General features: G+C 56.1%; 23 protein-coding genes. 2 read left to right on the forward strand and 21 right to left on the reverse strand.

Annotated features, from left to right (window positions below):
- The first annotated feature begins 70 nt into the window (after nucleotides 1-70).
- Entirely contained in the window at nucleotides 71-1897 is a 1827-nt protein-coding gene (locus J2Z17_RS17525) for a capsular polysaccharide export protein, LipB/KpsS family (protein ID WP_209946939.1), read from the forward strand.
- A 1055-nt stretch (nucleotides 1898-2952) separates the two neighbouring features.
- Here the strand turns inward: J2Z17_RS17525 and J2Z17_RS17535 are convergent.
- From J2Z17_RS17535 to J2Z17_RS17590, 12 genes are all read right to left on the reverse strand, one after another.
- Nucleotides 2953-6423, reverse strand: coding sequence for an HAD family hydrolase (locus J2Z17_RS17535; RefSeq protein WP_209946941.1), 3471 nt, complete (start codon nucleotides 6421-6423; stop codon nucleotides 2953-2955).
- Nucleotides 6424-6805: 382 nt separating this feature from the next.
- Complete coding sequence (locus tag J2Z17_RS17540; RefSeq protein WP_209946942.1) at nucleotides 6806-7390, reverse strand: class I SAM-dependent methyltransferase; 585 nt, start codon at nucleotides 7388-7390, stop codon at nucleotides 6806-6808.
- Nucleotides 7391-7396: 6 nt separating this feature from the next.
- Nucleotides 7397-8026, reverse strand: a complete 630-nt coding sequence (locus tag J2Z17_RS17545; protein WP_209946943.1) for a hypothetical protein — start codon at nucleotides 8024-8026, stop codon at nucleotides 7397-7399.
- Nucleotides 8026-10875, reverse strand: a complete 2850-nt coding sequence (locus J2Z17_RS25545) for a glycosyltransferase family 4 protein (RefSeq protein ID WP_209946944.1) — start codon at nucleotides 10873-10875, stop codon at nucleotides 8026-8028. The genes J2Z17_RS17545 and J2Z17_RS25545 overlap by 1 nt, the downstream gene beginning before the upstream one ends.
- Nucleotides 10872-11612: a motility associated factor glycosyltransferase family protein gene (locus J2Z17_RS17555; protein WP_209946945.1), complete on the reverse strand. Its 741-nt coding sequence runs from the start codon at nucleotides 11610-11612 to the stop codon at nucleotides 10872-10874. Before J2Z17_RS17555 ends, J2Z17_RS25545 begins: the two co-directional genes overlap by 4 nt.
- A gap of 147 nt (nucleotides 11613-11759) precedes the next feature.
- On the reverse strand, nucleotides 11760-12068 hold the full coding sequence (locus tag J2Z17_RS17560) for a hypothetical protein (RefSeq protein ID WP_209946946.1): 309 nt from the start codon (nucleotides 12066-12068) through the stop codon (nucleotides 11760-11762).
- 80 nt (nucleotides 12069-12148) lie between these two features.
- Nucleotides 12149-12733 carry a hypothetical protein gene (locus J2Z17_RS17565; protein WP_209946947.1) on the reverse strand — a complete coding sequence of 195 codons (585 nt, stop codon included), beginning with the start codon at nucleotides 12731-12733 and terminating at the stop codon, nucleotides 12149-12151.
- 176 nt (nucleotides 12734-12909) lie between these two features.
- The gene (locus tag J2Z17_RS17570) at nucleotides 12910-13218 is read right to left on the reverse strand and encodes a hypothetical protein (RefSeq protein ID WP_209946948.1); all 309 of its coding nucleotides are present in this window, start codon (nucleotides 13216-13218) and stop codon (nucleotides 12910-12912) included.
- Entirely contained in the window at nucleotides 13197-13598 is a 402-nt protein-coding gene (locus J2Z17_RS17575; RefSeq protein ID WP_209946949.1) for a hypothetical protein, read from the reverse strand. Before J2Z17_RS17575 ends, J2Z17_RS17570 begins: the two co-directional genes overlap by 22 nt.
- Nucleotides 13598-13879, reverse strand: a complete 282-nt coding sequence (locus J2Z17_RS17580; protein ID WP_209946950.1) for a hypothetical protein — start codon at nucleotides 13877-13879, stop codon at nucleotides 13598-13600. Before J2Z17_RS17580 ends, J2Z17_RS17575 begins: the two co-directional genes overlap by 1 nt.
- Nucleotides 13880-13882: 3 nt before the next feature.
- A complete protein-coding gene (locus J2Z17_RS17585) occupies nucleotides 13883-14698 on the reverse strand; it encodes an N-acetylmuramidase domain-containing protein (protein ID WP_209946951.1) in 816 nt (271 codons plus the stop codon).
- Between the two features lie 386 nt (nucleotides 14699-15084).
- Entirely contained in the window at nucleotides 15085-15543 is a 459-nt protein-coding gene (locus J2Z17_RS17590) for a MarR family winged helix-turn-helix transcriptional regulator (RefSeq protein WP_209946952.1), read from the reverse strand.
- 165 nt (nucleotides 15544-15708) lie between these two features.
- Between J2Z17_RS17590 and J2Z17_RS17595 the strand changes: the two genes are divergently transcribed.
- The gene (locus J2Z17_RS17595) at nucleotides 15709-15906 is read left to right on the forward strand and encodes a hypothetical protein (protein WP_209946953.1); all 198 of its coding nucleotides are present in this window, start codon (nucleotides 15709-15711) and stop codon (nucleotides 15904-15906) included.
- Here J2Z17_RS17595 and J2Z17_RS17600 read toward each other — a convergent pair.
- The 9 genes from J2Z17_RS17600 to J2Z17_RS17640 all read right to left on the reverse strand — a co-directional run bounded on the left by J2Z17_RS17600 (nucleotide 15903) and on the right by J2Z17_RS17640 (nucleotide 24465).
- Nucleotides 15903-16928, reverse strand: coding sequence for a phage late control D family protein (locus tag J2Z17_RS17600; RefSeq protein WP_209946954.1), 1026 nt, complete (start codon nucleotides 16926-16928; stop codon nucleotides 15903-15905). The two genes, J2Z17_RS17595 and J2Z17_RS17600, sit on opposite strands and share 4 nt — an antisense overlap.
- Nucleotides 16928-17155: a tail protein X gene (locus J2Z17_RS17605; RefSeq protein WP_209946955.1), complete on the reverse strand. Its 228-nt coding sequence runs from the start codon at nucleotides 17153-17155 to the stop codon at nucleotides 16928-16930. The genes J2Z17_RS17600 and J2Z17_RS17605 overlap by 1 nt, the downstream gene beginning before the upstream one ends.
- A complete protein-coding gene (locus J2Z17_RS17610; RefSeq protein ID WP_209946956.1) occupies nucleotides 17155-17586 on the reverse strand; it encodes a phage tail protein in 432 nt (143 codons plus the stop codon). Before J2Z17_RS17610 ends, J2Z17_RS17605 begins: the two co-directional genes overlap by 1 nt.
- Nucleotides 17586-19910, reverse strand: coding sequence for a phage tail tape measure protein (locus J2Z17_RS17615; protein ID WP_209946957.1), 2325 nt, complete (start codon nucleotides 19908-19910; stop codon nucleotides 17586-17588). Before J2Z17_RS17615 ends, J2Z17_RS17610 begins: the two co-directional genes overlap by 1 nt.
- 186 nt (nucleotides 19911-20096) lie before the next feature.
- Nucleotides 20097-20399, reverse strand: a complete 303-nt coding sequence (locus J2Z17_RS17620; protein ID WP_209946958.1) for a phage tail assembly protein — start codon at nucleotides 20397-20399, stop codon at nucleotides 20097-20099.
- A gap of 3 nt (nucleotides 20400-20402) precedes the next feature.
- Entirely contained in the window at nucleotides 20403-20927 is a 525-nt protein-coding gene (locus tag J2Z17_RS17625) for a phage major tail tube protein (protein ID WP_209946959.1), read from the reverse strand.
- Between the two features lie 20 nt (nucleotides 20928-20947).
- On the reverse strand, nucleotides 20948-22156 hold the full coding sequence (locus J2Z17_RS17630; protein WP_245224192.1) for a phage tail sheath protein: 1209 nt from the start codon (nucleotides 22154-22156) through the stop codon (nucleotides 20948-20950).
- Between the two features lie 158 nt (nucleotides 22157-22314).
- A complete protein-coding gene (locus tag J2Z17_RS17635) occupies nucleotides 22315-22908 on the reverse strand; it encodes a DUF4376 domain-containing protein (protein ID WP_209946961.1) in 594 nt (197 codons plus the stop codon).
- Nucleotides 22909-24465, reverse strand: a complete 1557-nt coding sequence (locus J2Z17_RS17640) for a hypothetical protein (RefSeq protein ID WP_209946962.1) — start codon at nucleotides 24463-24465, stop codon at nucleotides 22909-22911.
- Between the last annotated feature and the right edge of the window lie 11 nt (nucleotides 24466-24476).

Below are 24476 nucleotides of genomic sequence, written 5' to 3' on the forward strand. Positions count from 1 at the left end.
ATTTGAGATAATACCGGCCGGACGTCACTTACGCCGCCCGCGAAATCGCTTCGAATGCCAGGCAGTTCTAATGCTTCAGAAATTTATTGCAAAGCAAATCCGCGATGGAAAACACCTGTTTAAAATCGGTCTTCTGACGGCATTGGGCCAAATATTCGGCCGGGGCCTGGGTTTGAAAGCGCTTGAACGGGTGTGCCTCGATGCGCGAATTACGATCGCCTTCAGGCGTGAGCAGATTGAGAAGGCAGAACGGCTGCTATTGCGTTACGTCGAGCGCCATCACCTGACAAGCGGCCTCCTCAATCGCTACTTGGCTCTTGTCAGCAAAGGAACGGCCTTGCATTTCGAGGCCTTCGCTGCAGCACGAACGATAACGAGCGATCAAGCCTTTATGCTTCGCGTTTCACGGCTCATGGCGATATCGTCTCATGACCAAGTCCTGACGATATTGAATGACGAGCCTGACAGAGACGCAACCCGAAAATTCGTCCTGAAAACCAAACGGCAGATCTTGCACCAGAACAAAGACCACCGCGCGATAGCGGAAACCATTCTCGACTATCTCGGACGCACGGCAGAAGAGACCAACATTCCGTTTGCCATCAGTGCTGCCGCTTCCGCCGAGGCGGTGAACCGCGAGGATCTCTTTGCTCCGGCGATCTGCAAGCTCATTAAAGACATTCAGCGCATCGCAAACGACCAACATTTGCTCAAGCGAGAATGGAAAAATGCCTTTCTGGGGAGCCTTACCATCTTCGATCTGAAGGGCGCCGAGCGCATCCTGCAATCGGCGAAAGACATTGGCAAGGACACCTCGACGCGAGAGGCCGAGCTACAAGATATCCTGCATGACTTTGAGGGCCTCACCACCGACCTGCAGGCTGCCCACCAGAACGTGATCGATCGCTCACGAGGATTGCTTCTCTCACCCGACGACGAGCGCGACGCAATCGTAGTCATTCCCGCAGCCGGCCTGCGCAAAAACGCTATCGACTATCCTGGCTTCAGATCCGACATCCGTTTTGCAACCGCATCCATACTAAGAACCCTGAAACGCAAAGGGATACCCTATGAGGTCAGAGGTCGCATAAGGACCCATGGGGAACTGTCGTTCGACAAGCCATTCTTTTCGTATCACACTATCTCCCAGTCCGGATTGGGCCTCCACTTCAAAGAAACGGACCGTCCCGCCCTCTTTAGTTTCGATGAGGCGGGCTATGCCGGTTGGTCAAACTTCTCCTACCAAGACGTCACTGCCGCTGTCGACCCATCGGCGGCACGAAGCTTTTTTGAGGAAGACCGCGACAACGTTATTGGCAATCGTATATCCAAATACGCGCAGTTGGATCTGGAAGAAAAACTGCCGCAGCCCTTCGTCTTCGTTCCGCTACAGGTCGTCGGCGACGCGGTCTCCGCCCTTGCCTATATTACGCCAATCGCAATGCTGAATGAAATCGTTGACGCCTGCAGCACGCTCGGCCTGAACGTCGTCGTTAAAAGACATCCCCAATGCAGGTCGGTGGAATTGGCTGGACTTGTGTCGCGCCTGGAGGACCAAGGCCGCGTGACCGTCGCTTATGGCAACATTCACGATATCATCGAAAAATCCGAGGCAGTGTGCGTTGTGAACTCCGGTGTCGGCGCAGAAGCCTTGCTGCACGCGAAGCCGGTCTTCATATTTGGACGCGCTGACTATATGGCTGCCTGTCATCAATGCCAAATGAAGGGCGATTTCCTTCGTCAGGCTGAAAACTTGACTCCGAAGTTAAGCCAAACCCAACTACACCAATTCTGGTATAGCTACCGAAACACCTACGCTTGCAATCTAACAAACATCGAAGCGGAGGATTGGATAGCCAATAGGGTAAATAGACACCTTGGAACGTGTAGACGGTAAAAATTTCCCTGAGTGCAAATGCTACGCGTCCAACTTAACTTGTTCCCCTACAATGCCCACGTAACTGCCAGCTATGACCTGGATTACACACGGTGTACTCAGCGATGAGATTGTTAATTTTTTCCTTAGCTAGCCGTCACCTAAGCCGGATACGGTGACAAGCAGTCCCTGTTACAGCGACGCTGGCCACCCCAAGGCTTCGGCGCGGTTCAGGATCTCTAGGATCACGTTTCTAAGCTGGATAAATAGGCCCATAATAATGAAGGGAATGTAAGTCGTATGTCCTCAGTACAGATGCGAGATTCGGGAACACACAATGAGAGTAACCACGCAGCGTTGGTTCAACCACCTGCTGACATCGAATTCATCGGCAACAAAAACCGATTGCGCCTAGATCCTAGCGCCAATCTGTCCAGTTTTCGCATAAAGATAAAGGGAGACAAAAATCTTATAGTGATTGATCGTGGCTGCGAAATACGGGGTTTGGTTTATATCAAAGGCAACTGCTCATCTCTGAGAATTGGACCCCGCGCCACAGCCGCGGGCGCTCGATTTAGCATTGGTGACGGCGGGAGTGTCGTTTTAGGGAAAGACTGCATGCTGTCTAGAGATATCGAAATTCGCTGCTGGGATGAGCACCCGATTTATGATCTTGGGACCCGTGCCCGAATCAACGGTGCACAGGATGTTATAATCGGCGAACATGTCTGGATCGGCCAAGGCGTCACGATAAATAAGGGGGTCACAGTCGCAGCCGGCATCGTAATTGGGGCATCGTCTCTGGTGACAAGAACGTTGAGCCAGCCAAATTCGATCTACGCGGGCTCCCCAGCCAAACTCATACGGGAAAATATAGCATGGGCGCGCAGCCCAAGCGCAATGAATTGGGATACAGCGGACTTGCGAAATATGTGAAATCAAGTCTAAACCGATAGTACTAAGCCTTTTAGCACTAAATAGCCCCTCGAAAAAGCCCATCTCATTCGGGTTTGGGAAGACTGTTCAGCTTTCGCCGAGCGCGAAAGCTGAACAAAATACTGGGCCGTCTTGAGCCCTTAACTTCCATCATTGCCCACCGATGACCCGAAGGCGACTGCCGCAATCCCCCGTAATGCCGGGTGCTTAGCCTTCTGATAAAATCGAGCTGGATCTTTGTGCAACCGGGATCTCTCAGCGTCATTCAAAAATATAAAGACAAATGGTTTGGTCAACGAATTTACCAATTGAAATCGATATGTCCTCGGAGCCGGGGCTATATTAGGTTGTACCTTTTCTTTCCTTAGGGGACTGGAATTTTTAACTCGCTTCGAAACTTCAGCTTCAGACTGCGCCTGCATACTAGACATGATCGCGGCTTCGCCTGGCTGCCATCCTGAGACCGCGTTGGCTACCGGCCCACCATCTTTTTCCCTCGGAGCAATGAAGTAACGTTTCTCAGCACCGCTAAACGTATCTTCAATTGGATGCCCCAGAAATAGCTTGGCATCAGCTGGATGAGGTTTCGACAGGAAGCTATTCAATGGTGGAAAGGTAATGTCCGGTCCTAGAGCTATCTCTCCGGTGACCGAGCCAAGAACTGAGCAGGCATCTGCAGCAAACGCCCTCGCGCCATCGTGAATGGCTGAAATAAGCCGAACACGATTGAGGTTGACCTCAGAAACGGGCTCGGGATAGTACCCCACGGCCCCCATCCGCATACGCTTAACGCTGGGCGCCACGTCGCAAAGAAGGTTTTCCACCATCAATCGGCTCTTCAGGAAGGGATGTCCCTCCAAGTTTGAGCAATCTTCCCCATAATAAGCGCGGATTTTGTGGCCAACAGCCTTCCACCGAGCGGCGGCATCCAAGGTCGCAATGTAATATCCGTGCAATGGCTTGCCGAGTAATTGCCCCAGACTGCCTTGCATATTGGCATGCCAACCCACATCTACCACTGCCTGCATTGAATCGTCAAAAAGCCCGTTAACCCTGAGATAGCCCTCGTAAACTTCCCGCTCTTCGCGCGCCACTTGCAGTATCTGATCTACATTCAGCTCAAGAATTTTAACAAGCTTATGGAAGCCCGCCCTGTTCGGCTCAATCACTTCGTCCAATGATTCAAAACCACTTGAAACGATCGACTCCTCTTTAATCACTCTCCCATCAACACCGAACCTGTTATTCAGCAGGCTACGAACTGTGGCCGACTTATCGATGGTTTGCTTGGCAAGCTCTAAGATATCTGGCATGGAGCGCATTTGCGCGACGCGGATTGCTCGACGTGAACCCCAAAGATAGTTGCTCTCGATACCCGATGGGCTAAATGCATCAACACAGTCGAAAACATCTTTCAGCAATTTGCCTTCCCGCGACAAAAAGTGGAGCTTGTGCATTCCATCCTGCATCGCAGATTGCCTCAACCAGAGAGCGAAACCTAAGATGACTGGGCCAACGGCCGTGTAACCAAGCTCCCACGGGTTACCGTTGGACAAACCTTCCCTAGTCTGCAGCCTAGGGTCGTCATGACACTGACGAGCGATCGTTGCCGCAATCACACTTCGACCTAAGTTCGCAAGCGGCTTGCGCTTGGGAAAAGCCTTTCTGAAATTCGTATCCTTCCAAAGATATTCGACCGCACGGGGCACATGAAACGGGACAACGCCCGTCATTTCAGCAGACTTAACGTCAGTAATCGCGTTGTCACCAATGTGCAATATTTCTGAAGTGAATATGTTTTTATGCGCCGCAATGTACTGAAATAATTCACCAGATTTTTTCGTCTTTCCCACTTCACTGGAAAGGAACAACTGTAGATGTGAGAAACCGTTTTTTCTCAAGATCCCATCAATGCAGGAACGAGGAAGATACATATCTGATGTAACGCATATCTCAACTCCAGACTTCACAGCCTCTCGATAAATGCGTTGTCCGACCGGACGCGGAATGGAACAAGACGCTTCGACTTGCACTTCATAGTCGTGGAGCGCTATTGAATATTCCTCGCTCAGATCCTCAGCTTTTTGAAACTCTCGATAGATATCCAAAAGTTGGATTTCGTCGCCAGTTGCATTTGCACGTGCAGATAATTCGGCCGCCAAGCGTTTTTCAGCGAAATCGAACGGAACTTGTTTTCCATCCTGCCGCAGCTTGAGTTCCATGTAGCGATAAAGATCGGCGGGCTGCTCGAATCCTCGCGTAACCAGAGTGTCGAACAAGTCAAAACTGATAAGCTTCGGCTTAGTCTTCTTCAATGTCTCCGCGAAATGATCTGCTTTTGTTGGCTGCTGCGTTGCAAGTCCTAACTTGACGAATACTTTCTCAAGCTTGTCTTCCTGGAAGCTACGAAAAAGGCGGTCGTCATAGTTACGCTCAATATCGGCAAACTCCACAAGGCCATCGCTGGGAGCTTTATTCCGTCTGCCGTGCATCTCCTCAATCAAGCTGCTCAAAAAGTTGCCGTCAGAGGTTATTGCGTCTGTCAAAGGTTGATGTCTTTCAAGGCAATAAGAAATGACTTTTTGACGCTGCTTCGAAGTCGACACACCCTTCTCGCTGAAGGGCGCCAACCAGGTATCACCGACAACCTTCACAGGGGTGTCCCAGATCATAGCTTGCAACGCGAGGCCGCTCGTTGCCACGACGATCTCGTCAGCGTAGGCTAGTAAATGTTGGCTCACCGAAGGCATGTTACGAGTGTCAGGCCTGTGTATGATGCCGTCCCGCAAAGTGCTCAGATAATCGCTAAACTCGCTCGAAAGTACTTCATCGCGATACAAGCCGGAGACGTACTCGGTGAAGAGTAACGCGTTATCTGGCTGAGCGCATTTGATTGCCTCTACAGCGAACTGATACTGACTTAGAAACCTAGTCTCAGATTGGAACGCATAGTGTCCACTGATCTGCAGTGGAACCAGGGTGAGTGAGCTACGCCTCGTGCCAGAAAGAATTGAAGCCTTGTCATCATATTTGAATTTGCGAAATAAGCTTCTTGAGCGCGACTGAAACTCAACAATCCAATTCGCTACCCTGTGATCCGCTTGGATCGATTGCGCATCCCTGAATAGCGAGCCTCGTTTGTAAAGGCCACAAGGATCGAAAACCGTTGTACGTGGATAAGGTGGTCGGGAAAACGCACCGGGCATCTGAGAAATAATAAGAGCATCGGGGTAAAGTATCCGAAGATAGGCATCCGGCGTCTCCCAAAGCAGAACGCAATCGACTGTATTGGGAAGCTTATTTTCTAACCAATCTGCGATTCGGGTGGCCGATGATGCCGACGTGCCTTGCTCGTAAAGTTCAACGGACGGATCGGCCCACGATCTGACGGCTGAGATTGAATCTATCGGATCCAGTGGCAGAAGTTCTGCCATCCCAGCGAATTTCTTGACGTGTGGCTGGTACGTTTCCGGATACGCGATGGAAACGCGATGACCGGCGTCGCACAAAGTTTTGGCTTGCAGCAGCAGATGATTGTTGAATGCATTCAAACCGAAAAACAGGTCCCCGCTTTGCCCTACCCACGGCGGCGTCCAAATCAAAACATGCATACAACTTGTCCTTCATATATTTCACCGTCGCGGTGGAGGCTCGCTATCGGCGCCCTCATATAACTGCAGCAGCAAGCTCCCGCAACGTTCCACCGAACACAGCAAGAAGCAGCAACGCGGCGTAACAACACATCTGCTGCATTTCCTCTATGCGCCAACGCTAAGGCCATCATTAATTTCGGCAGCCGGCTGAAGAGTTGCCTCGCTATCGTTTGTTCAGGCGTGATCTCATCGGGCGACCTTCGCGATGCTAGACATATCGCCCTCTTAGCGCCGGCTATTCGAGCATTCGAACAAAGCCGTGCGATTTGACCTACGCAAGCAGCCGATCGCTAGCGTTCGCTAAGCGAGGGGTTGAGCATTTTACCTCTACCCCACAGACCTAACGAAGCCTTTTGAAACCGGAAATCTCCATCTCAGCTTTGTCGACAATATAATAATCGAATTTGACCAGATCGTCCCACCACGATGCCGGTCGTATGGTTCGATGTAGATTCTCGCCAAACTTGTCTACTTCACTAGATTCCCGCAAGGAGATGTTTAGGAACATTGTGCCACGGTCGATTGTCACGCGATCTAATTCAGACAGCAGCGCCAAAATGTCCAGCTCGTCCAAGTGCTCTAGAACATCAAAACAAGTGACAAGATGAAAGAACTTATCGGGATGCTTGATCGCTCCGTCTTCAATAAGTGATAATTTATGGCGCGGTATACGTTCGGCGGAAATTTCGATCGCCTTGGGGCTGATATCCACACCGTAGGAATCCTTTTTAAAGCTTCGACTACCTAGCAGGGCCACCACATGCCCTGAACCGCAACCAACGTCGAGGTGACGAATGCCTGTACCGCGAATAAATTCATGATGCTGATTTATCATACGTAGACCGGGGGAGGTCTCACCAAACAGGTACTTCGCATTCTTTTCATATACATCGTTGTAAATCTCTGCATAACGTTCACTTTGCATAATATCTCACTTTAACTGCTTGAATACAGTGACCTCATCCAGACGCAAGCCTAGTAGACGGTCACTGTTCTTTCCCTCTGCGTCCTTTACAAATTTGTCTTGACTAATCGCCAATTCACTCAAGCTTTCTGTCGTGCTTAGATCGATCCAATATTCAAACGAGTGCGCGGATATTCTGCAGACGGACGGTACGCCGCGACCGTTCAGAGAGAACAGCACCTGCGCAGTTGCAGCTTGCTCAGCTGTCGCAAATCGACCTCTCAACCTGCACCATATTGTAGACTGATCGATTGGCAAGATCAGTGTTGCAGTCCTCATTGACCCTGACCACGCGCGACGTTCGCCATTTCGCTCGCTTCCCGGATACCAGCCTACGCCTTCGAGCTCCGGCAAGAAGCTGGAAATCACAGTGGTTATTGAGACCGGAGATTTCGCGATTTTTTTCTCAAATTCGGCTAATGAATCTTCGATGTCAAGAACAACTGGTCCAGGCATATTGCTATCTGCCTCCGACAAAATCTCTCTCCGCAGCGAGTCTAACTCAGGGAGCGCGTCAACTAAATGAGAAACTCTCCGTTCGAGATTAGTCAACAGCTGAAGAAGACGCTCTTTCCTATTTTCTTCAAGAAGGGCCATCAAAATACAATTCTTTCCATATCGTTTCTTAGCTTTGATCCATCTAAGTTTTCCCTCGCCCAATCGAGCGTAGCTCTTCCCAATTCCATACGTGCGTCGTCATCCTGCATGAGCAGTCGCACCTGATGGTAAAACTCCTCAAGCGAGGTCGCGATCAGACCATTAACCATATGCTTGACGCCACTTGTCTCCGCCACCCCGGCAAATGCAACAACGGGGCGACCAAAAGAGAGGCTCTCGGAGATTTTGATATTCTGCCCCGTCCCTAACGGTAGAGGGCAGACAGTGAACGAATTATTTTTGTACACTTCCCCCAGATCCTCTTGGAATCCAAGGATCTCAAGAGGCGCGTTCGTCCCGGCCGCGAGACCTACATCCCCTGCGACTTGAAAGCGCGCCTCCGGGATAAGTGCTTTAAGACGAGGAGCGATATGCCGCTCCAGAGCAGATAATCCGATTATGTTCAGCGGATTTCGTGAGCCCACAAACAGACATGTGCGGCCGTTGTCTTGCACATGCGAGGAATTGAAAGGGGGTACGAATGGGACCACCGAGCGGGGAGTTCGACAGCCAGCACCTTCAAGCAATGCGTCTTCATAACTTGAGATGCAGATAATATGGTCGAACGACTCACAATGTCTACTCTCGCGCTCCAACGCGCGCCCTGCCGATGCACGAAAGCGGGATAATTCAAACACCCGCTCATCAACCTCGTTACTTTCGTTAGGGAGCTTACCGCATATCAACTTGAGCTGAGCGAATAGAGCGCTGCGACGAGAAATAAGATCATGGGTATCCACCACGATCTTCGTGCGTTCCCGATCTGCCACATTGGCAAGCCAGCCGAAATATACATAATTCAAATGGATAGTATGAGGCTGAAAGTAGTCCACAAACCGTCGAAAATCCGCTGCGATATCGTTATCGTAGGTGTCGAAATAACCAGGATCCCCCGACTTGAGTTCAGCTTGGTATCGTTTTAAACCGACTGAAGAAGCCTCACTCAGTCGATGAAGCCATATGTCGGCTCCGAATTTCTGCCTGAATGCCGAAATGTTCTCGGCATCAAGACCAGCGCCACTCGGCATGGGACTGGCAAATACCTCCACTTCGCAACCTAATTCAAGGTAACCTTTTATCATTTGAAGCATTCGATTGTGACTCCCGTTCCTCGGGGGATACGAGAAATACGGAGCTACGAATGCCACCCTGTGTTTTGAGCTTGGACGCGGAGTGAGAGAGAATTTCGCATGGTGACTTGCATATTCAGTTGCAATGTCCGGGCGCCCTAGAAGGCGATGTATCTCAGCTAGCGTATTGCCAATTTCAGGGTCGCGACTTACTTCGAATTGTTCAGTCAATATTCGCGTAATTCGCTGAGACCCACCGACTATATTTTCAATCAACGAGGGGGATGCGCACACGTCCAGAATTATATGACGCCGGACGCCGTGCCGGCCTCGAAGAAATCGGCTTATCAGATCTAACCACTGATCGACAAAGTGTTCGTTGCCGACAAAATTGACACTGACTGTCAGGACTTTGCTAAGATCACCTGGCGCGGCATCGCTTCCAAACTTCGTCAGCCACTCAATAAGCGGCTGCCCGTTTTTGCTGTCGGAGCTGGCGATATCGAGTGCTGAAAGGCAAACCTCGAGCGTTTCGACCGATGGATTATCTATCTGGTAGTCAACATTATTACTTTGAATTTTTAAAGGCGCACAAGCATCAAGAAGGCCGATATATGCCTCCCTCATACGTTTAATATCATAGGTGGCTGACAGGGCCCTAGCAGCTTTCCCCATGTCCTTGCTCGCTGAAGGATCGGCCAATGCCTTGATTATACCTTGCGACAGCCCACCGACGTCGTTGACGGGAACAATTATACCGCTGCTTCCCTCCGCCAGGATCTCATCCTGCATTGCTGCGTTAGTCGTCACAATTGCGCAACCCAGAGCCATCGACTGCAGCAGTGTGAGCGACAAGCCTTCGCCCCTCGTGGGCAAAACAACTAATTCGGATTGTGCCAGATAAGTTTGTGGGTCGGGGACATGTCCAACGAACGAAACACTGGGGACGATATCCAGACTTGCCACTCGCCGCTTCAATTGGTCTAGCTCGGGACCGTCTCCACACCACACAAAATGTGCATTGGGGAAACGTTCCAGCACGGCTGGTATCGCCTCAAGGAGAATGTCGTAGCCCTTCTGTCGATGTAGCCTTCCCACGGTGACAACAAACGGTCCGCTTCGGCCAAGTTCTTTACTAAGCGAACGTGCGGAGTTCTCTCTGACATTTAAGTCAGTTCCATTCGGAATGACCGAGAAAATTGATGCATCCAGCTTGAACGCTCGAGCTACCTCGCGGCGGGTATGTTCAGAGATACATACGAATCTGACATTCTTCGCGGACGAGTAGAGTAGCTTGCGTTCCGTAATCGTTGTTGACAAGTTCATCGACGGAAAATGGAAAATGCATATGAACTTCGCTGTCGACCCATCCGCAGCCGAAAGAAGGCCCAGTGCAGTTTTCGGCGAAGGAGACGCAATAATTACGTGCGTATGACGCCCGCCAGCTTCAGTTCCAAGATAGTGCCGCAGTACGCGTTCCTGGGTAACGAACTCTTCCGCACCGGCCGGCTGACGATTAGGTGCTATATCGAGGTCAAGCGTCTGCAAATTTTTTTCGGCACAACCAGTGTAAAAAGCGGCTGTCGGCAACTGAATAGGGAAGGCGATAGTTACAGAGCAGCCACATTTCTTGAAATGCTCAGCTATATCGAGCGTATGCATTTCAGTGCCACCGTATGCCGATGAGGGCACGACAAAAAGAATATTGTACGTAATCACGGAACCTCACTCAATGCCGGAAGAAAATCGACGCTCCCTAACGCATATTCCCGTTTCACCGAGGCTCCCCCGCAGTTTAAGTTACGCACACAGACTTTGAGGTGCCCCTCCGCATCTTTCTCGTAATCAAACTTGTTCCAGTGAGATCGAATATCCGTGGAAAAATATTCGCCTTTGGAATTGGTCATATCTATTCCTGCGAGCAATATCTCCGAGGCTCCGAGATGTCCTGCGATCTGAAGAGCCGGGATCAGCACGGTTTTTCCCAAGTACACGCCTGCGATTAGGTCTGTTGAGAAGCCTGTGTGAGTGTCAATCCCCATAGCAAACTTACCCGCGCTAATCGTTCTCGTAAGCTTTGGCATCAAGAAGATTAGAGGCGTGCCGAAAAGCGCTGATGACACATCAGGATTTAACACTTTATCTGTACTGCAAAAAGTTGTCACAGAGGATCTAGCGCTTGCGTCCGCCCTCAATTCAGCGAGCCGAATATGGTCTGTAATCACACTGAAAGCACGCTCGGGGCGCACCTTTTCGTGCAACATTATTGCGTTATTCAGATAAATAACGTTCTGCGATTCGAACCGCGCAACATCCTGCTTCACAAGAGATGGCCCAGTGCCGACAATCCACAGCCTCTCCCCGATCAAACTATTTTTTAAGGCTTCTATGTTTTCAACGCAAAGCTTCTGAAGTCGCGTATATTCTGCAATATTCTGACTGATTTCCGAATTCAATGCTTACCCCCTAGGTGCAATTCCCCCATTCGTGAATCAAAATTTGCAGCGCACCGACTCTTAAAGTCAAGCATGTATGGAAATATCCAGCATCCTGCGACCATCCGATTTCAGTGATCCATTGTTTGGCCCAGAGATAACTACGGGTTACGGCTCGATTTTGATCTTGGCGACGACCTTGGTCGCCTTGACGCCGGAAAGCCGCTCCTGTGTTGTCTGGCAGCCAGCCAGCGCCACGACCAGGATCAGCAATGTGAGTCGAGCCATCGCAGTTCCCCATACGTTGGAGTAGCCAAGCCGGCAGATTTGGCCGTCGGCGCCTCGATCGCCGCCGGCTGCTTGGCGCAGCCGCGCGCGGGGGGCCGCCTCAGTCGCTGCCTTCGTTGCGGCATCACGCAACTGCCGCTCTCGCTCGGTCACGGCATTAGCCGAGTCAAGCTCGGCCTGGACCGCCATGATTGGGGCCTCAGCATTAACCGCATTGGAGATCCGACCATTAATAGTTGGCCCGGCAGAAGAGCGAGGGAAATTATGCCCTAATCCACCTTGAAACTCATTCGCCGCTCGATCTTGTCGATCCGATCCCGCAGATCCAGCAGAATATCCCGCGCCCCATACACGCTCCCCTGCGCCTGCTTGATGTCGTCAACCTGCCGCTGCTGATTGGAAAAGCGCTGATCGTAGCTCTGCCAGACGCGATCGAGCTCCTCACGCGGCACCTGCGCGTCACGCACTTCCTTGATCGAGGCATCCATGCGGGCGCGATCTTCGGCAGATCGCGCCTGGCGCCATTCCATTTCCTGCCGGGTGATCGCTGCCTTGGTGAAGTCAGCGAAGGCAGTCTCCATCCGGTCCTGCCGACTGCTGAGCGTACCATAGACGAAAGTGCCGGCGGCAATCAGCATGGCCGAACAAACGCCGGCAGCCGACCAGATCACCGGCCATTGGGTCTTGCTGTTGTTCCGGAGCTCGTTCGAGAGCTGGGAAATCGCAGAGTTGATCGTCTGAAACCCGGTGTTCATGTTGGACCGGAGATCGACGATATCCTTGCCCTGATTTTCTACCCGCTCGCTCAGGCGCGCATACTGGGCCATGGGATCAAAGCCGTTAGCGGTTGTCATGTCTTGCTGGTCTCCAGATGCCATCTACGCCACTGCCCTTGCACGTTCGTATCTTTCTTCTGAGCCAACTTTCGAGATCGAAAACTTGCACTCCAACAAATTCACCCTATGTCAGTGGTCCTGCCGACTTGGACGCCGGCGGGGCCCTCTGGCCCGCGTGCCGCCCTCTCATAACTTCATGGCGCGCGGGCTTTTTCGGCCCCCGCGATCGCCGCCCGGTAATCGTCCCACCATTTCTGACAATCCGCCGACAGCCGGTCGCGGTTGTCGGCCAGGATTTCCCATCGCTTCTGCAGAACCACCCACGGCTCAGCAGCTTTCGGATAGGCGCGGCCCGTCTCGGCCACACAGGCCTCAGGAAGATCCGGAAGATCGATCGACATCTTGGCGACGGCCTCGGTCACTTTTGCCTCTGAGAGCCGGCCCTGCGTCGTTTCGCACCCGGCCAGGGCTATAAGCACGATCAAGGATGCGAGCCGTACCATTGCAGGTCCTCCTCCGATGGTGTGGAAAGGTTGCCGGCGGCCCTCGCCTCGCCGGCCAACCGCTCGATCTCGATCTGCCGATCGCCGGCAAGCTGCGCCGCCGCCTCGGCCCGCTTCCTGGCTTCCGTCGCGGCGCTGGTCGCAGCATCTCGCAGCGTTCGCTCCCGCGCGATCACGGCCTTTGCCGCATCGAGCTCGGCCTGTGTGGCTAGCGTCGAGGTCGCGGCGTCGACCGCATTCGCCACCCGCCCGTTGATGACCTGGCCGACCAGCGGCAGGCTAACACCCTCATAGAGAAGGATCAGCACCAGTGCCGCCATCGTCATCCCGATCAGCAAGGCGGCCGGGATCTTGATGATATCGGAGAGATTGGCGAACATCAGCGGACCTCCGGCGAGCCGTCAGATCGCGCAGCGTTCGTGTAGGGCAGAGCGCTCCTTGTCCTCCATATCGCGATCGCGTCCTGCACGGTGGCAAGTCCGCTGTAGCCCAGCACCAGGACGATCGTCACCCAGAGCCAACCTTCCGTGAGCATCTCGTTGACCCGCGTGTCCGCGTCCGAGCGCAGCAGATGCAATTGCCAGCAAGCAAAGGCGACGACAGGGAAGATGATCCAGCGCCGCCACTTCCAGCCGGGTTCTCCGCTTTTCTTGGCTTCCATGGCTCAGCTCCAATAATCAAGGTTGAGCATACGGCCGGTCTGTTTGCCGACTTTGCCGTCGACGACGAGGCCGTGCTCGCGCTGGAAATCGCGGACCTTCTGTGCCGTCATCGGCCCGAAGTCGCCGTCGGCATGGGCGCCGATCGCGATCTGAAGAACCTTCACCACGTCGCCTTTGTCGCCGACAGAAAGCAGACCGTCGGCCAGCGGGTCGTAAGCGGCAGAGGCGCCGATCGCGAGGCGTCGATAGGCACGATCGAGCTTCAGATCGTATTGGTTCTTTGCATAGGCCGCGCCATTGTAGCCATGAGCAAAGCCGGCCCAATCCTTGCGCCGCAACTTGCTGCCTAGTCCCTTACCAACGATGAAGCCGACCATGACATCGAGTTGCCCACCCTCGCTTTCCATGCATTTCTCGACCAGCGCCTGCGCAGACTTGAAGCCGCAAAGCTCGGCATTCTCGCCGAGCACCTGGCCGATGCCCCAGGACGGGGCCTTCAGTCCTGCTTCAAGATTGATAGCCGTCATCCTGCCAAGCTGATCGTAGCGGGCATCCTGCGTTGCCGGGTAGCGGCCGGGCTGCCAGGATGACCAGGCGAGACCGGCGTTGACCGCCCTCGCCCTCTCCTCCCCCTTCAGGTTGCGATAAAGCACGTGCGGTTCCGGCAGAATCACCGGCCGGTTCTTCGCATCGAAGCCCTGCCCCCGGGCTTCAACGACGGTCACGGCGCGGATCGCCGCCTCCTCGCAGCCGATAAGCGTGGCCGCACGCGCAAAGTCCTCGCCGGACAGCGTCCGGCCAGTGCCAACAAAATTCATAGCGATGTCCTTTGGGGAATGCGCCTCAGGCGCGGTGGTGATGCAGCGGAGCAGCCGCGGTTTGGATGCCTGTTGCCAAGGCAGCAGGATCTATTTCCGTTCTCCTGTGCCCGGCGTGATCTGAAGCCGCTATGGCCGCAATTAGAGGCAATAAGGTCGCCCACGCTCCGGCTGAATGCCTGGAGAGTATCGTTGAACTCAGAGGATGTGGGAGAGCAAGTACATGGTTTTCACTACCATGATCGGAGAGTCGATGGACTATCGAAAGCTGGCCGTATTCGCCCTGGTAGGCAGCACCTTCAGACTCAAATTCATGGATGTTCTGCGCCGCGCCTCCAGGCTAGCGGTCGCTGGAAGCCTGCAAGCAGTTTGCCAAGGCCTAAGCGCTATTCAACTTTCAGGGGGGCACGGCTGTGTAGATTCACAGCATCGGTTGCCTTCACGAGTAGCTTTTTGAACAGGGCCTGCTCTTTTAGATCCAAGCCGCCCAGGAGTTCAAACTGAACGTGATTGAAGATCTTTCGCACTGTCCCCAAGACCACGAGCCCGTCATCGGTCGCATAAAGGCGCCTTGAGCGCCGATCATGGGGGCTGATCAGGCGTCGTACATATCCCTTACTCTCAAGCCGGTCGATTGCCCCTCCAACTGTGACACGAGTGTAGGCAATGCGGCCGGACACCGTGGCCTGATCCAAGCCAGGATCTGACTCGATGGCCGTTAGAGCTTCGTACTGAAGCGGCGTTAAATCGTAACCGGCAGCAGAAACCGCCTCCAGGAATATTGCGATGGATGCCTGGTTCATCCGGCGGACAAAATGCGCCGGCATGTCATAAATATCGTGCATGAAGCTTTTCGGGAAAGAGGTTTAAGGGAGATTGGAGCCCTATGCTCGCAACGCAAAATAGCAAGCATCCGATCAAGTTCAATCCTCATTCATTGCATGGCAACCATGCAAGGCGCTACATTCACCTCCAGACTGAACCGCGAGTTCACAAAAAGGAGCCTGAGTATGGAGAGCGTCCAACTCAGCGACGATGAGCTGACTTGGCTTCGCGCCCTTCTCAAGGGAGGTGGCCAGATCATGCCTGAAGAAATCGCGAAGAAACTAGAAGAGGCAGGCCTGATCGAGCGCCGGATCATTGGAGAAGCGCCGAACACGCGTCAGGTCCTGATCATACGCCCCGCCCGCCGACGTAGCGTAAACTAGCCGGATCCCCGATTGTCCGAGCCCGCCCCACCCTGCGGCTGCTTCAGCTCCAGCGACGTCGTCGATCCGCCACTGCGATCGCATCTATGCGTCACCCCTGTGATCCGATAGACACCGTCGACACCGGGCCTGGCGCCGCCGAGCACAAACGTGCCTTCGGCCTGCGCCTCCGGCTCCAGATCGAGCTCGACTGAACCTTCGCCGCCGCCGCGTTTTGAGGCCGCCTGTTTCCCCTTAGCGATGTCGCTCGCCTGTCCCTCATCCGCCGCCACCGTGCGCGCTTCATCCTCCGCCTCGGCATCGAAATCGGTGTCGACCTCGATTTGCCTGAACGTCGCGCTCTTGCGATCAAAATACCGTGCCTTGGCCTTTTTGAACTTCGCCCGACCGGTCACCGGCGAGATGTCCCAGGAGATGACGTTTTTCCCAATGGTGCCTGCGATCGTCGGCAGAGCACCGCCGGCGGGTGATGCCCCTTCGCCGCGCTCGGCCAGCACCGCCTGGTCGCCGCGGATCTTGAACGTACCGCCGAGCTCGCGCGCCAGTTTCTGGCCAAGATGCAGAAAGCTCTCAGCATCGGCCGACCAGTAAGACCGCGTGATCGCAGCAAATGCCGGCGCGATGGTAATCCCGGCAAGCCCCGCTTTCTCGGCCGCCTTGCCGAGAAAGTCCGACAGACTGGCCTCATCCATATGATGCGATTGCAGCTGTTTGGCCTTCCCTTTGGTGTCGAAGCCCTTGGCGGTCACCGCGAGCTCGCGGCCACCACCTCGCGATCCTGATGAGCGAACACTGTCGATCGTTCCGTCGAATACCGCGACCCCCTGCAGGAAGACCTTCACCGAGGCCCCCTCGCCCGGCAGTTTCAACTGACCGCCGGTATCATCCAGGCTGAGGCTGCAGCTGTCGCTCGCCGTGCCATCCTTGTCCGTTACACTGATCTGCAACAGGTAGGGCCGCATGGCTGAGGTCATGTTCCGGCCATCGATGAAGACGGCCCAATCTACGGTCCAGGGCATCATCAGGCTCCAAACAACGAGACGACGCGGCGTTCAGCGAACGCATTCTTCACGGGCTTGTCGGGAACGGCGATGACCGTTCCGAGCGGCAAATAGGCGCCGAGCTCGGAAAGGCCCGGATTGTCCAGCAGTGTCTGCGCCAGAAGTGAGCGCCCCTCGACACCGTAGAGCTGATGCAACAGGAGTTCGACGGTCATCCCCTCTCGACGAATGGTGAATGTCTCTGACATCAAAGCGCTCCAAACAGCGAGAGGATTGTGCTGATGACGGATGTCGAGGCGCCCTCCGGCGACACCTTCACCAGGCTGATCTCGTGCGCCACGGTAAACCCGACGCCGTCGCGCATGATATCCCGGTGGTTCTCGCTGATGCTGTCGATGACAAACCAGCCCAGCCGCTTGCCGTCGCCCCGCAACACCGGAAGACGCTGACCGGACTGACGCAGGCCATGGGCCATTTCCAGTTCGGTCAGGCCACCCAGCCGATAGGGCAGAAGCTGACCGGACAGCGTCAGGGTGTCATCGCCCTCCCCCATGAACTCACGCGATGGCATGGCCCCGATCAGAGCCTTTGCCGCGAAGTCGGCGCGGGCGCTGCGCTGAACGTCGGTCACCGAAAACGGCTGTGTATCGATGGTGAGTGCTCCTATGCTGTACAACATCACGCCACTCCATAACCGAGGTCACCCTGCAGCCCATTGATCTCGCTTTTGAGCCGCCGGTTCAGGATCGCGATCAGTTGATCGGCGATCTGGCCCGGATCGGTGATACCGTTCAGGATCATCTTGATATTGACGGTCGGGCCGGAGCCGGGTGGCATCATGCCGGCGGTCTGCCGGGCATTATGAACGTAGCCGCTGCGTGATGCCGTGATCATCTCCGGCCCTTCCTCACCCACCAGGTATGTCCGTCCACCGACGATGGGGCCGCCGGCAGCGCGCGCACCGTGGGCCACGGGTGGCGCCGGCGGTGCCGGCCGGCCGCCAAGCCATGACGGCAGCTTTGGCAGGGAGATGACATTCGACAGGTTGATGCTTCCAATCGCATCCCGGATGCGTCGGGGAATGGCGCCAACCCAGGCTATGAACGCGTCGAACTTGGCCACCGCACCATCCCAGAGCGACTGGATTAGGCTGGCACCTGCCGCGGCCATATCTTGCGCGACCGCCAGGATCTTTGCCGGCAGGCCGACGACGGCAACTATGACATCGCCGACAGCCTTGCCGGCAGCCGCACCCCAGCCTGCCCAGGATCCGCTCATCTGGTCGACCGGTCCAAGCAGGTCGCCGATCCAGTTGAACAACTCCGACAGGCCATCGATGACGGGCTGGATCATCGGCATGACCGGCTCGATCGCTTTCATAAAGGCCTGCCCGAAGGCCGCAAATGCCGACGAGATCCCCTGCCAGTTGTTGTAGATCCAGGCGCCGGCAGCACCGATGGCCAGCAGTGCGATGCCGATACCAGAGCCGATCAGCGCCACCCGAAGGCCGACCAGGGCAAGCCTGACCAGTCGCAGCGGGTTGAGGGCGCTCATCAGGCCGGTCGCCATGATCTTCAGCGTCGGGCCGATGCCTGCGACAGACGATGCCGCAGCAAAGCCGACCAAACCGGTGCGCGCCGCCTTCATTGCCATGCCGAAGGGTGCCGCCACCAGGCCGACGCCGGAGATGGCAAGCTTGAGCGCCCGCAGACCACCGAGCCCGGCCAACAGCATGCCACCACGCATCCAGGCAAAGGAGAAGCTGGCGGCAAGAGAGGCAATGCGAAAGGCGACCAGCGCCGCCGTGGTGGCGACGATTGCCGTTGTCAGATGCGGATAGCGCTGCGCCAGATCCGACAGCGTGGTCACGATCGGCCCGAGCACGTCGACGATCTGATTGAGCGCCGGCAGAAGTGCGTCCCCGATAGAGACGGCCAGATCCGTCATGCGATTGTTGAACAACGCCATGCTGTTTGCCGTCCGCTTCGAGGCCGTCTCAAACTCCTGATTTGCAGACCCGGCATAGTTTGCCTTGTCCGCGACCATGGCCAGTACATCCGACAGTAGCTTGCCATTGGAGATCAGCGGGCCCAATGCCCGCGCCTCATCCCCGAACAGGTCAGAGATTGCAGCCGCCCTGGTTGCCGCCGGCAGCTTGTTGATCTTGAGGAGCACATCCTGCAGCGTGCCGACGGCATCCTTTTGCATACGCTTGGCGACATTGGTGGCCGAAAGTCCGAGTTTGTCGAAGACAGCCTCTTGCCGTTTGGTGGCACTGGCACCCTTGGTGAGCGCGCGGCCGACATTCAGCAGTGAAGTGCTCGCGACTTCCGCCTCGAAGCCGGCGCCTGTCATGGCAGCCCCGATTGCCGCCACCTGTTCGGCCGTCATGCCGAACTGGCTTGCCATCGGCGCCACGCGCTTGACCACCTGCAGAATCTGCGGCGCGCTGGCAGCCGAGTTGTTGCCGAGATAGTTGATGGCGTCGGCAAGGCTCTCGGTGTCGGCCACCGATCGCCCGAGCGCCGTCTTCAGCTTGGCGAGCGCCTCGCCGGTCTCACTGGCCGAGATATCCCAGGCCGTGCCGACCTTGGCTGCGACCTCGGCGAACCGCAACAGCTCGTCATTGGCAACTCCCGACTGGCCGGCAGCTGCAACAATCTGCGCAATGCCGTCGGCCGTCATCGGCATGCGAAGCGATAAAGCCCGGATCTGCTCGCCCATTGCCTTGAAGCTGCCTTCGCCGTCGAAGTCCACCACCTTGCGGATATCGGCCATGGAGGATTCGAAGGCCATGGCCGCCTTGACGGGTGCCGAGATCGCATGTGCCAGTCCATAGGCAACGGCACCTGCCTCCACCATCCGGCCGCGCATCTCGCCGATCCGCTTGTTGTTCGCCTCGATCCGGGAATGCATCCGGTCGATCGACGTCGCCACTGCACGCGCCGGCGCCGAGGCGCGGTCGAGCAAGGATATGATGAGCCTGGAAGTCAGGACGGACATGGAAGATCTCGCTCAGTGCGGCCGCAGGGGGCAAAACCGGGCCGCTCTATCGGCCCGGTGAACTGGTCGTTGGTGCTTCGGCGTTCAGAACCCGTGCGATCGAGGTGCGGTAGGATACGAGCTGATCGATATCCCACTCCTCGATGACATCGATCGGCGTATTACCGTGTCTGGCGATGCTGATGATTATGTCGCGCCATCGGACCGCGTGGCCCTCAGCTTCTCCTCGCTGAGCGCCTTGGCTGCAGACTTTCCCATAAGGGGAACGATCGCCTCCGAGATTGTCTCGAGATCCTCGATATCCAGTTCCTCGATGACCTTCAGGTCGACACCCGCCAGGGCCGCGAAGAGCAGATAGCCGGCTCGCGTCTGGTTGGCCTCGCCTTCGGCGATCAGCGCATCCTTCGCCTTCATCCGGCGAAAGCTGAGTGTCTTGATCTCCCGGCCATCAAACTGGACCGGGAATGAGAGATCGACAGATACACTCATGGATCAGGCCCCCAGTGCCCGGCGCTGGCCGGCATAGAGATCGTTGCCACCCACCCTCAGCACCCGCTCGAAGGCATCCACGTAGAAGAGTTCGGTACCGTCGAGCGTGAGCTCGTAATGGGTGACGTTCGCGAAGGTATGGGTGCAGCCCTGGAACTCGGCTGGATCGCTTTCGTCGGGCTCCCAGGAGGTGATTGCTCCTTCGATCACGGCGCGCGCTGCGACCACCGACCCACCGCCCGGTTCGCGCCGGGTATAGGCGCCGGCAAAGACCCAGCGTTCCGTCTCGCCCATGCCGGTAAAGATCTCGGTGTCGATGCCCTTGGCCGAGAAGGCAGGCTCCGGTGCCTCGATGCGCGGTAGTGCGAAGTTGACCGCCATCACACCGCCGCCCGGATTGTGTTCGGCGGTCGCAAACTTCAAACCGGGCATGGTGAGCTTGGAGATCGTCATTGCACGCGAGGTGTTCGACTGTGTGGCGCGCCGCACATCGACGGCCGTCAGAAGATAGAGAGAGGACTGTGCCATGTTAGGTGATCCTTTTTTGATCAGTTGACGGTCGCGAGGCGCGCGATGACGTCGGCCACGAGACCATCGAGCGCTGGCGCATAGCGGCGAACCTCGTGGCGTGCGAGCTTGAAGGCCGGAACCGGCTCGATGCCGAGGTTGACCGTGAGGTGGCCGAGCCGGATCTGTTCCGGACTGTTCTTGTCGGCACGGAACTCGACCTTGTATCCGAGGATGTCATCATCGGCCTGGTGATCGCGCAGCATGAACTTGATGCTGTTCAGCCAGGCCTCGACGATGCTCGGCGTGATGCGTTGACCGAGGAACTGACGGGTGATCTCCATCATCTTCACTGTCAGATAGTCAGCACCGCGCACCTGGTGGATCTGCTTCCACAGCTCCCCTGTCGTGGTGTTATCGGTGCCGATGAAGACGAAGCCGCCATCTGCGACCGCGCCATCGACGCCGCTCTCGCCGGTCGCCACGATCGACACCTCGCTTTCCAGCATCTGCTGTCCTTCGGTCGACCCGTCGAGCAGCGAGAAGGGAATGGTGCGCGACAAACCGGCCAGGCCGTAGATCGCCCGGTTGGCGAAGGGATTGAATGGTTTGCCGTCATTCTCATTGTCGACCCGCTGCATCAGGCCGATGACCCGTGGGCCCATCGGACGGGTGACGAGAACGTCACCGGAATACACGCGGGCCGCGACACCGACCGGCATGATGCGCTCGGAATTGAGGGTCTCGCGGGCATCGATGGCATTGGCAGCCGAGGTGTCATCGACATCGAGTATGCCGACGGCCAGCAATCGCTCGCATGCGGCATGGAGGGCTACAGCCACCGGCCCGACCGTGTCAGCATCGGCACGATAGGCGCCACGGCCGGCCCAGATAAGCCGTGGCGTGGCATTCACCGCAGAGGGAATGGCGGCAATCTCGGTGGGCGACAGGGCAGCTGCGATATTGGCCGCAGTGGCTGCAGCGTCCGCGCCCTCGGCCACCCGATAGATGGTGACGTCAGCGCCGGCATTGAGGCCGCTCAACTGCTGATTGATCGCGTCGACCGCATCGCGCAGCATGCCGAACCCGAGTTTTGCGACCATGGCTGCGTCACTGGTCGAGATCCGCACCGGCTCGCCGATCGGAAAGACAGCTGCGTCTGCGTCGGATGAAGTCTCGATCAGCAGCGCCTTGGAAAAATCCGCGCCGAGAGCCGGGACGGGCTCGTCGTCGGGACGCGAAAAAGTCATCCCAAAAACCGGGTCCGACATCATATGCTCCTATAAGTCATGGATGCCTTGCCGAAGGGCGGAACAGGCGGGAACGCTCTGCCAGGCGGATGCCGGCAGTCGAGATGGCCATCGGGCCGTCAGGGTATGTCAGAAGGCTCGGTGCTGACCGATTTCGTTTACGGCCAGTAGACGTCGTTGGTGGCGTAGTCGGCCGGTATCGGGTCCATGTTTTTCAGCGCCCGTCCTGCAAAGATATGCGCCTGCTTGTGCGCCATGGCGGCTTTGGAAAAGGCAAACATCGTCTCGGCGTCCATCGGATGCAGGCTGTTGTCTTCGGCAATCCAGGCGAAGTCGTGGTCCAGATCAGCCCATCGCAGGTCGCCGGCTTCGGCTCCGGCCGCGATTGCCAAGCCTGCCAGAGAGCCGGCGCCGGTGATGTTGGCCTCGTCTTCCGGACGGAATTGATACCGCACACCATCAAAAGTGAAGCCGAGGGCAATGCGCCGATCACGCTCCGCGTCGACGCTCTCGCCCCCGATTGGCGGCTGCACATATGGCTCAATCGAAAAGGTGCCGGCATTGTCCGCAAGCCACTTCCGAATGTTGGGGTTAAGGCCGAAGGTGTCGTCAGGCTGGCTAACGTAGAACGTTCGGTATCGGTCCCCCAATAAATCAATCAATTCAAGGTCAATTTTAAAGCATTCGGCTTCTTTCATCGCTGATACTGAAAAAACTTCAATGATTTGCGGGGCTGGGGTGTTTTCGATCATTTAGGCCACCCTTTGCGCTATATAATAATAGTCTCCGACCGTTCCCCGCGTCCGCCACGTACCGGACAAAGCAGAACCCGCATCTCCGTGACTGGCGTCCACGAATAGATAATTTTTATTGGTGTTCAGGCAGGGGATAAGTGTCGCGTTAATTGCGTTAGCCGCGCTTTTGTACACCGCTATAAAATGACCAACGGGATAGTTGGTGACAGTGGATGAAGACCCCGTGTAAACCTCCGCAGCAACGAAACCGAGCGCGTGGGAATGTGTCGTCGATGACACGCTGTTCGATGTGCTGTTTGTGATGCTGCTTGGCGTGCCGAGCGTGAACGTGCGGTTCGCCGCGAGATTGCCGCCACCAGACAGGCCGTTGCCTGCGGTCAGGGTGCGGGTGTCATAGACCACATCGTTGCCGGAGGCATCGAGATAGCGCCCCGCACGAATGATAGTGCCGGAAACAGAGCCATCGGAGAAAAACGAATAGGAGTTGTCCCCGTCATCGTAGGTGATGCCATCATAGTTGCTGCCGCCATTAAACCGCACACCGCCGTTTGCGATTATCTCCCCCGAGAGTGTCAAATTGCCGAAAGAGTAGTCGCCGGACAGACGGGCGTTATTGAGGGTGCCGGTCGCATTGGCGAGCGCCAGATAATAGCCCGGCGCCTGCCCACCGAGCTGGCTGGCATTATCTGCAAGTTGCTTTGCGGCATTTACCGCCCCTGTCACAAAGGCCGTATTCGCGATCCGCGTCGAGTTGTTGCCGGCCGCCTGTGTCGGGACAGTGGGGTTGCCGGTTAGTCCTGGTGAAGCCAGTTTGGCGTAACTACCAAGGGTAGTGGCAAGAGAGGTCGAGAAGTCATCCAGCGCATTCTGGACGAAGGCGGTGTTTGCAAGTCGGGTGCTGTCTTCGCCAAGGCCTTGCGTTGGCGCGCTCGGAGTGCCGGTGAACACCGGTGACGCCAATGGTGCCTTCAGCGCCAGTGCCTGATTGAGCGTGGTTGCGAAGTTCTCGTCCCCGCCCATCGCTGCCGCAAGCTTGGCAAGGGTGTCGAACTTGGCCGCCACTGGTCCAAGCACCGCCGCCTTGACCGCCTGAACGAATGCCGTGGTGGCGATGATGTTGCCATTGTCCGCCGTATCGGGCGTGGGTGCTGTCGGTGTGCCCGTCAGCGCCGGGCTTGCGAGCGGCGCCTTTTCCTGCAGCTGTTGTGTCAGGGCATCGGCAAGATCGTTGTCCCCGAGTGCTGCCTGCAGGTCCTGGACAACCTGGATGGCCGAGCTTGCCTCGTTGACAAAGGCATTGAGCGCCAGCTGCACATGGCCGGTGGTCGCGATCGTATTGTCGTTCGACCCGGCAGGCTGGGTGGGGGCCGTCGGTGTCCCGGCCAGGTTGGGCGAGTTGACACCGGCCTTTTGAACCAGCTGCCCGAAGATCGTCACGACATCGATGTCGATTGCCTGCAGGGCGTCGATCAGGTGCAGCACATCGTCCGCCGTCGCATTACTCGGATCTGGCAGGGGATAATGCTGGTTTACCGTTACATTCTCGACGGTCATCGTCTTGTCCC

This window comes from Heterorhizobium halophytocola (genome assembly GCF_017873095.1).
In the GTDB taxonomy this organism is placed as follows: Bacteria; Pseudomonadota; Alphaproteobacteria; order Rhizobiales; family Rhizobiaceae; genus Allorhizobium; species Allorhizobium halophytocola.

Coding starts and splice junctions, on each gene's coding strand:
- J2Z17_RS17525 (WP_209946939.1), top strand. CDS start 71: ATGCTTCAGAAATTTATTGCAAAGCAAATCCGCGATGGAAAACACCTG.
- J2Z17_RS17535 (WP_209946941.1), bottom strand. CDS start 6,423: ATGCATGTTTTGATTTGGACGCCGCCGTGGGTAGGGCAAAGCGGGGAC.
- J2Z17_RS17540 (WP_209946942.1), bottom strand. CDS start 7,390: ATGCAAAGTGAACGTTATGCAGAGATTTACAACGATGTATATGAAAAG.
- J2Z17_RS17545 (WP_209946943.1), bottom strand. CDS start 8,026: ATGGCCCTTCTTGAAGAAAATAGGAAAGAGCGTCTTCTTCAGCTGTTG.
- J2Z17_RS17560 (WP_209946946.1), bottom strand. CDS start 12,068: ATGGCGGTCCAGGCCGAGCTTGACTCGGCTAATGCCGTGACCGAGCGA.
- J2Z17_RS17565 (WP_209946947.1), bottom strand. CDS start 12,733: ATGACAACCGCTAACGGCTTTGATCCCATGGCCCAGTATGCGCGCCTG.
- J2Z17_RS17570 (WP_209946948.1), bottom strand. CDS start 13,218: ATGGTACGGCTCGCATCCTTGATCGTGCTTATAGCCCTGGCCGGGTGC.
- J2Z17_RS17575 (WP_209946949.1), bottom strand. CDS start 13,598: ATGTTCGCCAATCTCTCCGATATCATCAAGATCCCGGCCGCCTTGCTG.
- J2Z17_RS17580 (WP_209946950.1), bottom strand. CDS start 13,879: ATGGAAGCCAAGAAAAGCGGAGAACCCGGCTGGAAGTGGCGGCGCTGG.
- J2Z17_RS17585 (WP_209946951.1), bottom strand. CDS start 14,698: ATGAATTTTGTTGGCACTGGCCGGACGCTGTCCGGCGAGGACTTTGCG.
- J2Z17_RS17590 (WP_209946952.1), bottom strand. CDS start 15,543: ATGCACGATATTTATGACATGCCGGCGCATTTTGTCCGCCGGATGAAC.
- J2Z17_RS17595 (WP_209946953.1), top strand. CDS start 15,709: ATGGAGAGCGTCCAACTCAGCGACGATGAGCTGACTTGGCTTCGCGCC.
- J2Z17_RS17600 (WP_209946954.1), bottom strand. CDS start 16,928: ATGATGCCCTGGACCGTAGATTGGGCCGTCTTCATCGATGGCCGGAAC.
- J2Z17_RS17605 (WP_209946955.1), bottom strand. CDS start 17,155: ATGTCAGAGACATTCACCATTCGTCGAGAGGGGATGACCGTCGAACTC.
- J2Z17_RS17610 (WP_209946956.1), bottom strand. CDS start 17,586: ATGTTGTACAGCATAGGAGCACTCACCATCGATACACAGCCGTTTTCG.
- J2Z17_RS17615 (WP_209946957.1), bottom strand. CDS start 19,910: ATGTCCGTCCTGACTTCCAGGCTCATCATATCCTTGCTCGACCGCGCC.
- J2Z17_RS17620 (WP_209946958.1), bottom strand. CDS start 20,399: ATGAGTGTATCTGTCGATCTCTCATTCCCGGTCCAGTTTGATGGCCGG.
- J2Z17_RS17625 (WP_209946959.1), bottom strand. CDS start 20,927: ATGGCACAGTCCTCTCTCTATCTTCTGACGGCCGTCGATGTGCGGCGC.
- J2Z17_RS17630 (WP_245224192.1), bottom strand. CDS start 22,156: ATGACTTTTTCGCGTCCCGACGACGAGCCCGTCCCGGCTCTCGGCGCG.
- J2Z17_RS17635 (WP_209946961.1), bottom strand. CDS start 22,908: ATGATCGAAAACACCCCAGCCCCGCAAATCATTGAAGTTTTTTCAGTA.
- J2Z17_RS17640 (WP_209946962.1), bottom strand. CDS start 24,465: ATGACCGTCGAGAATGTAACGGTAAACCAGCATTATCCCCTGCCAGAT.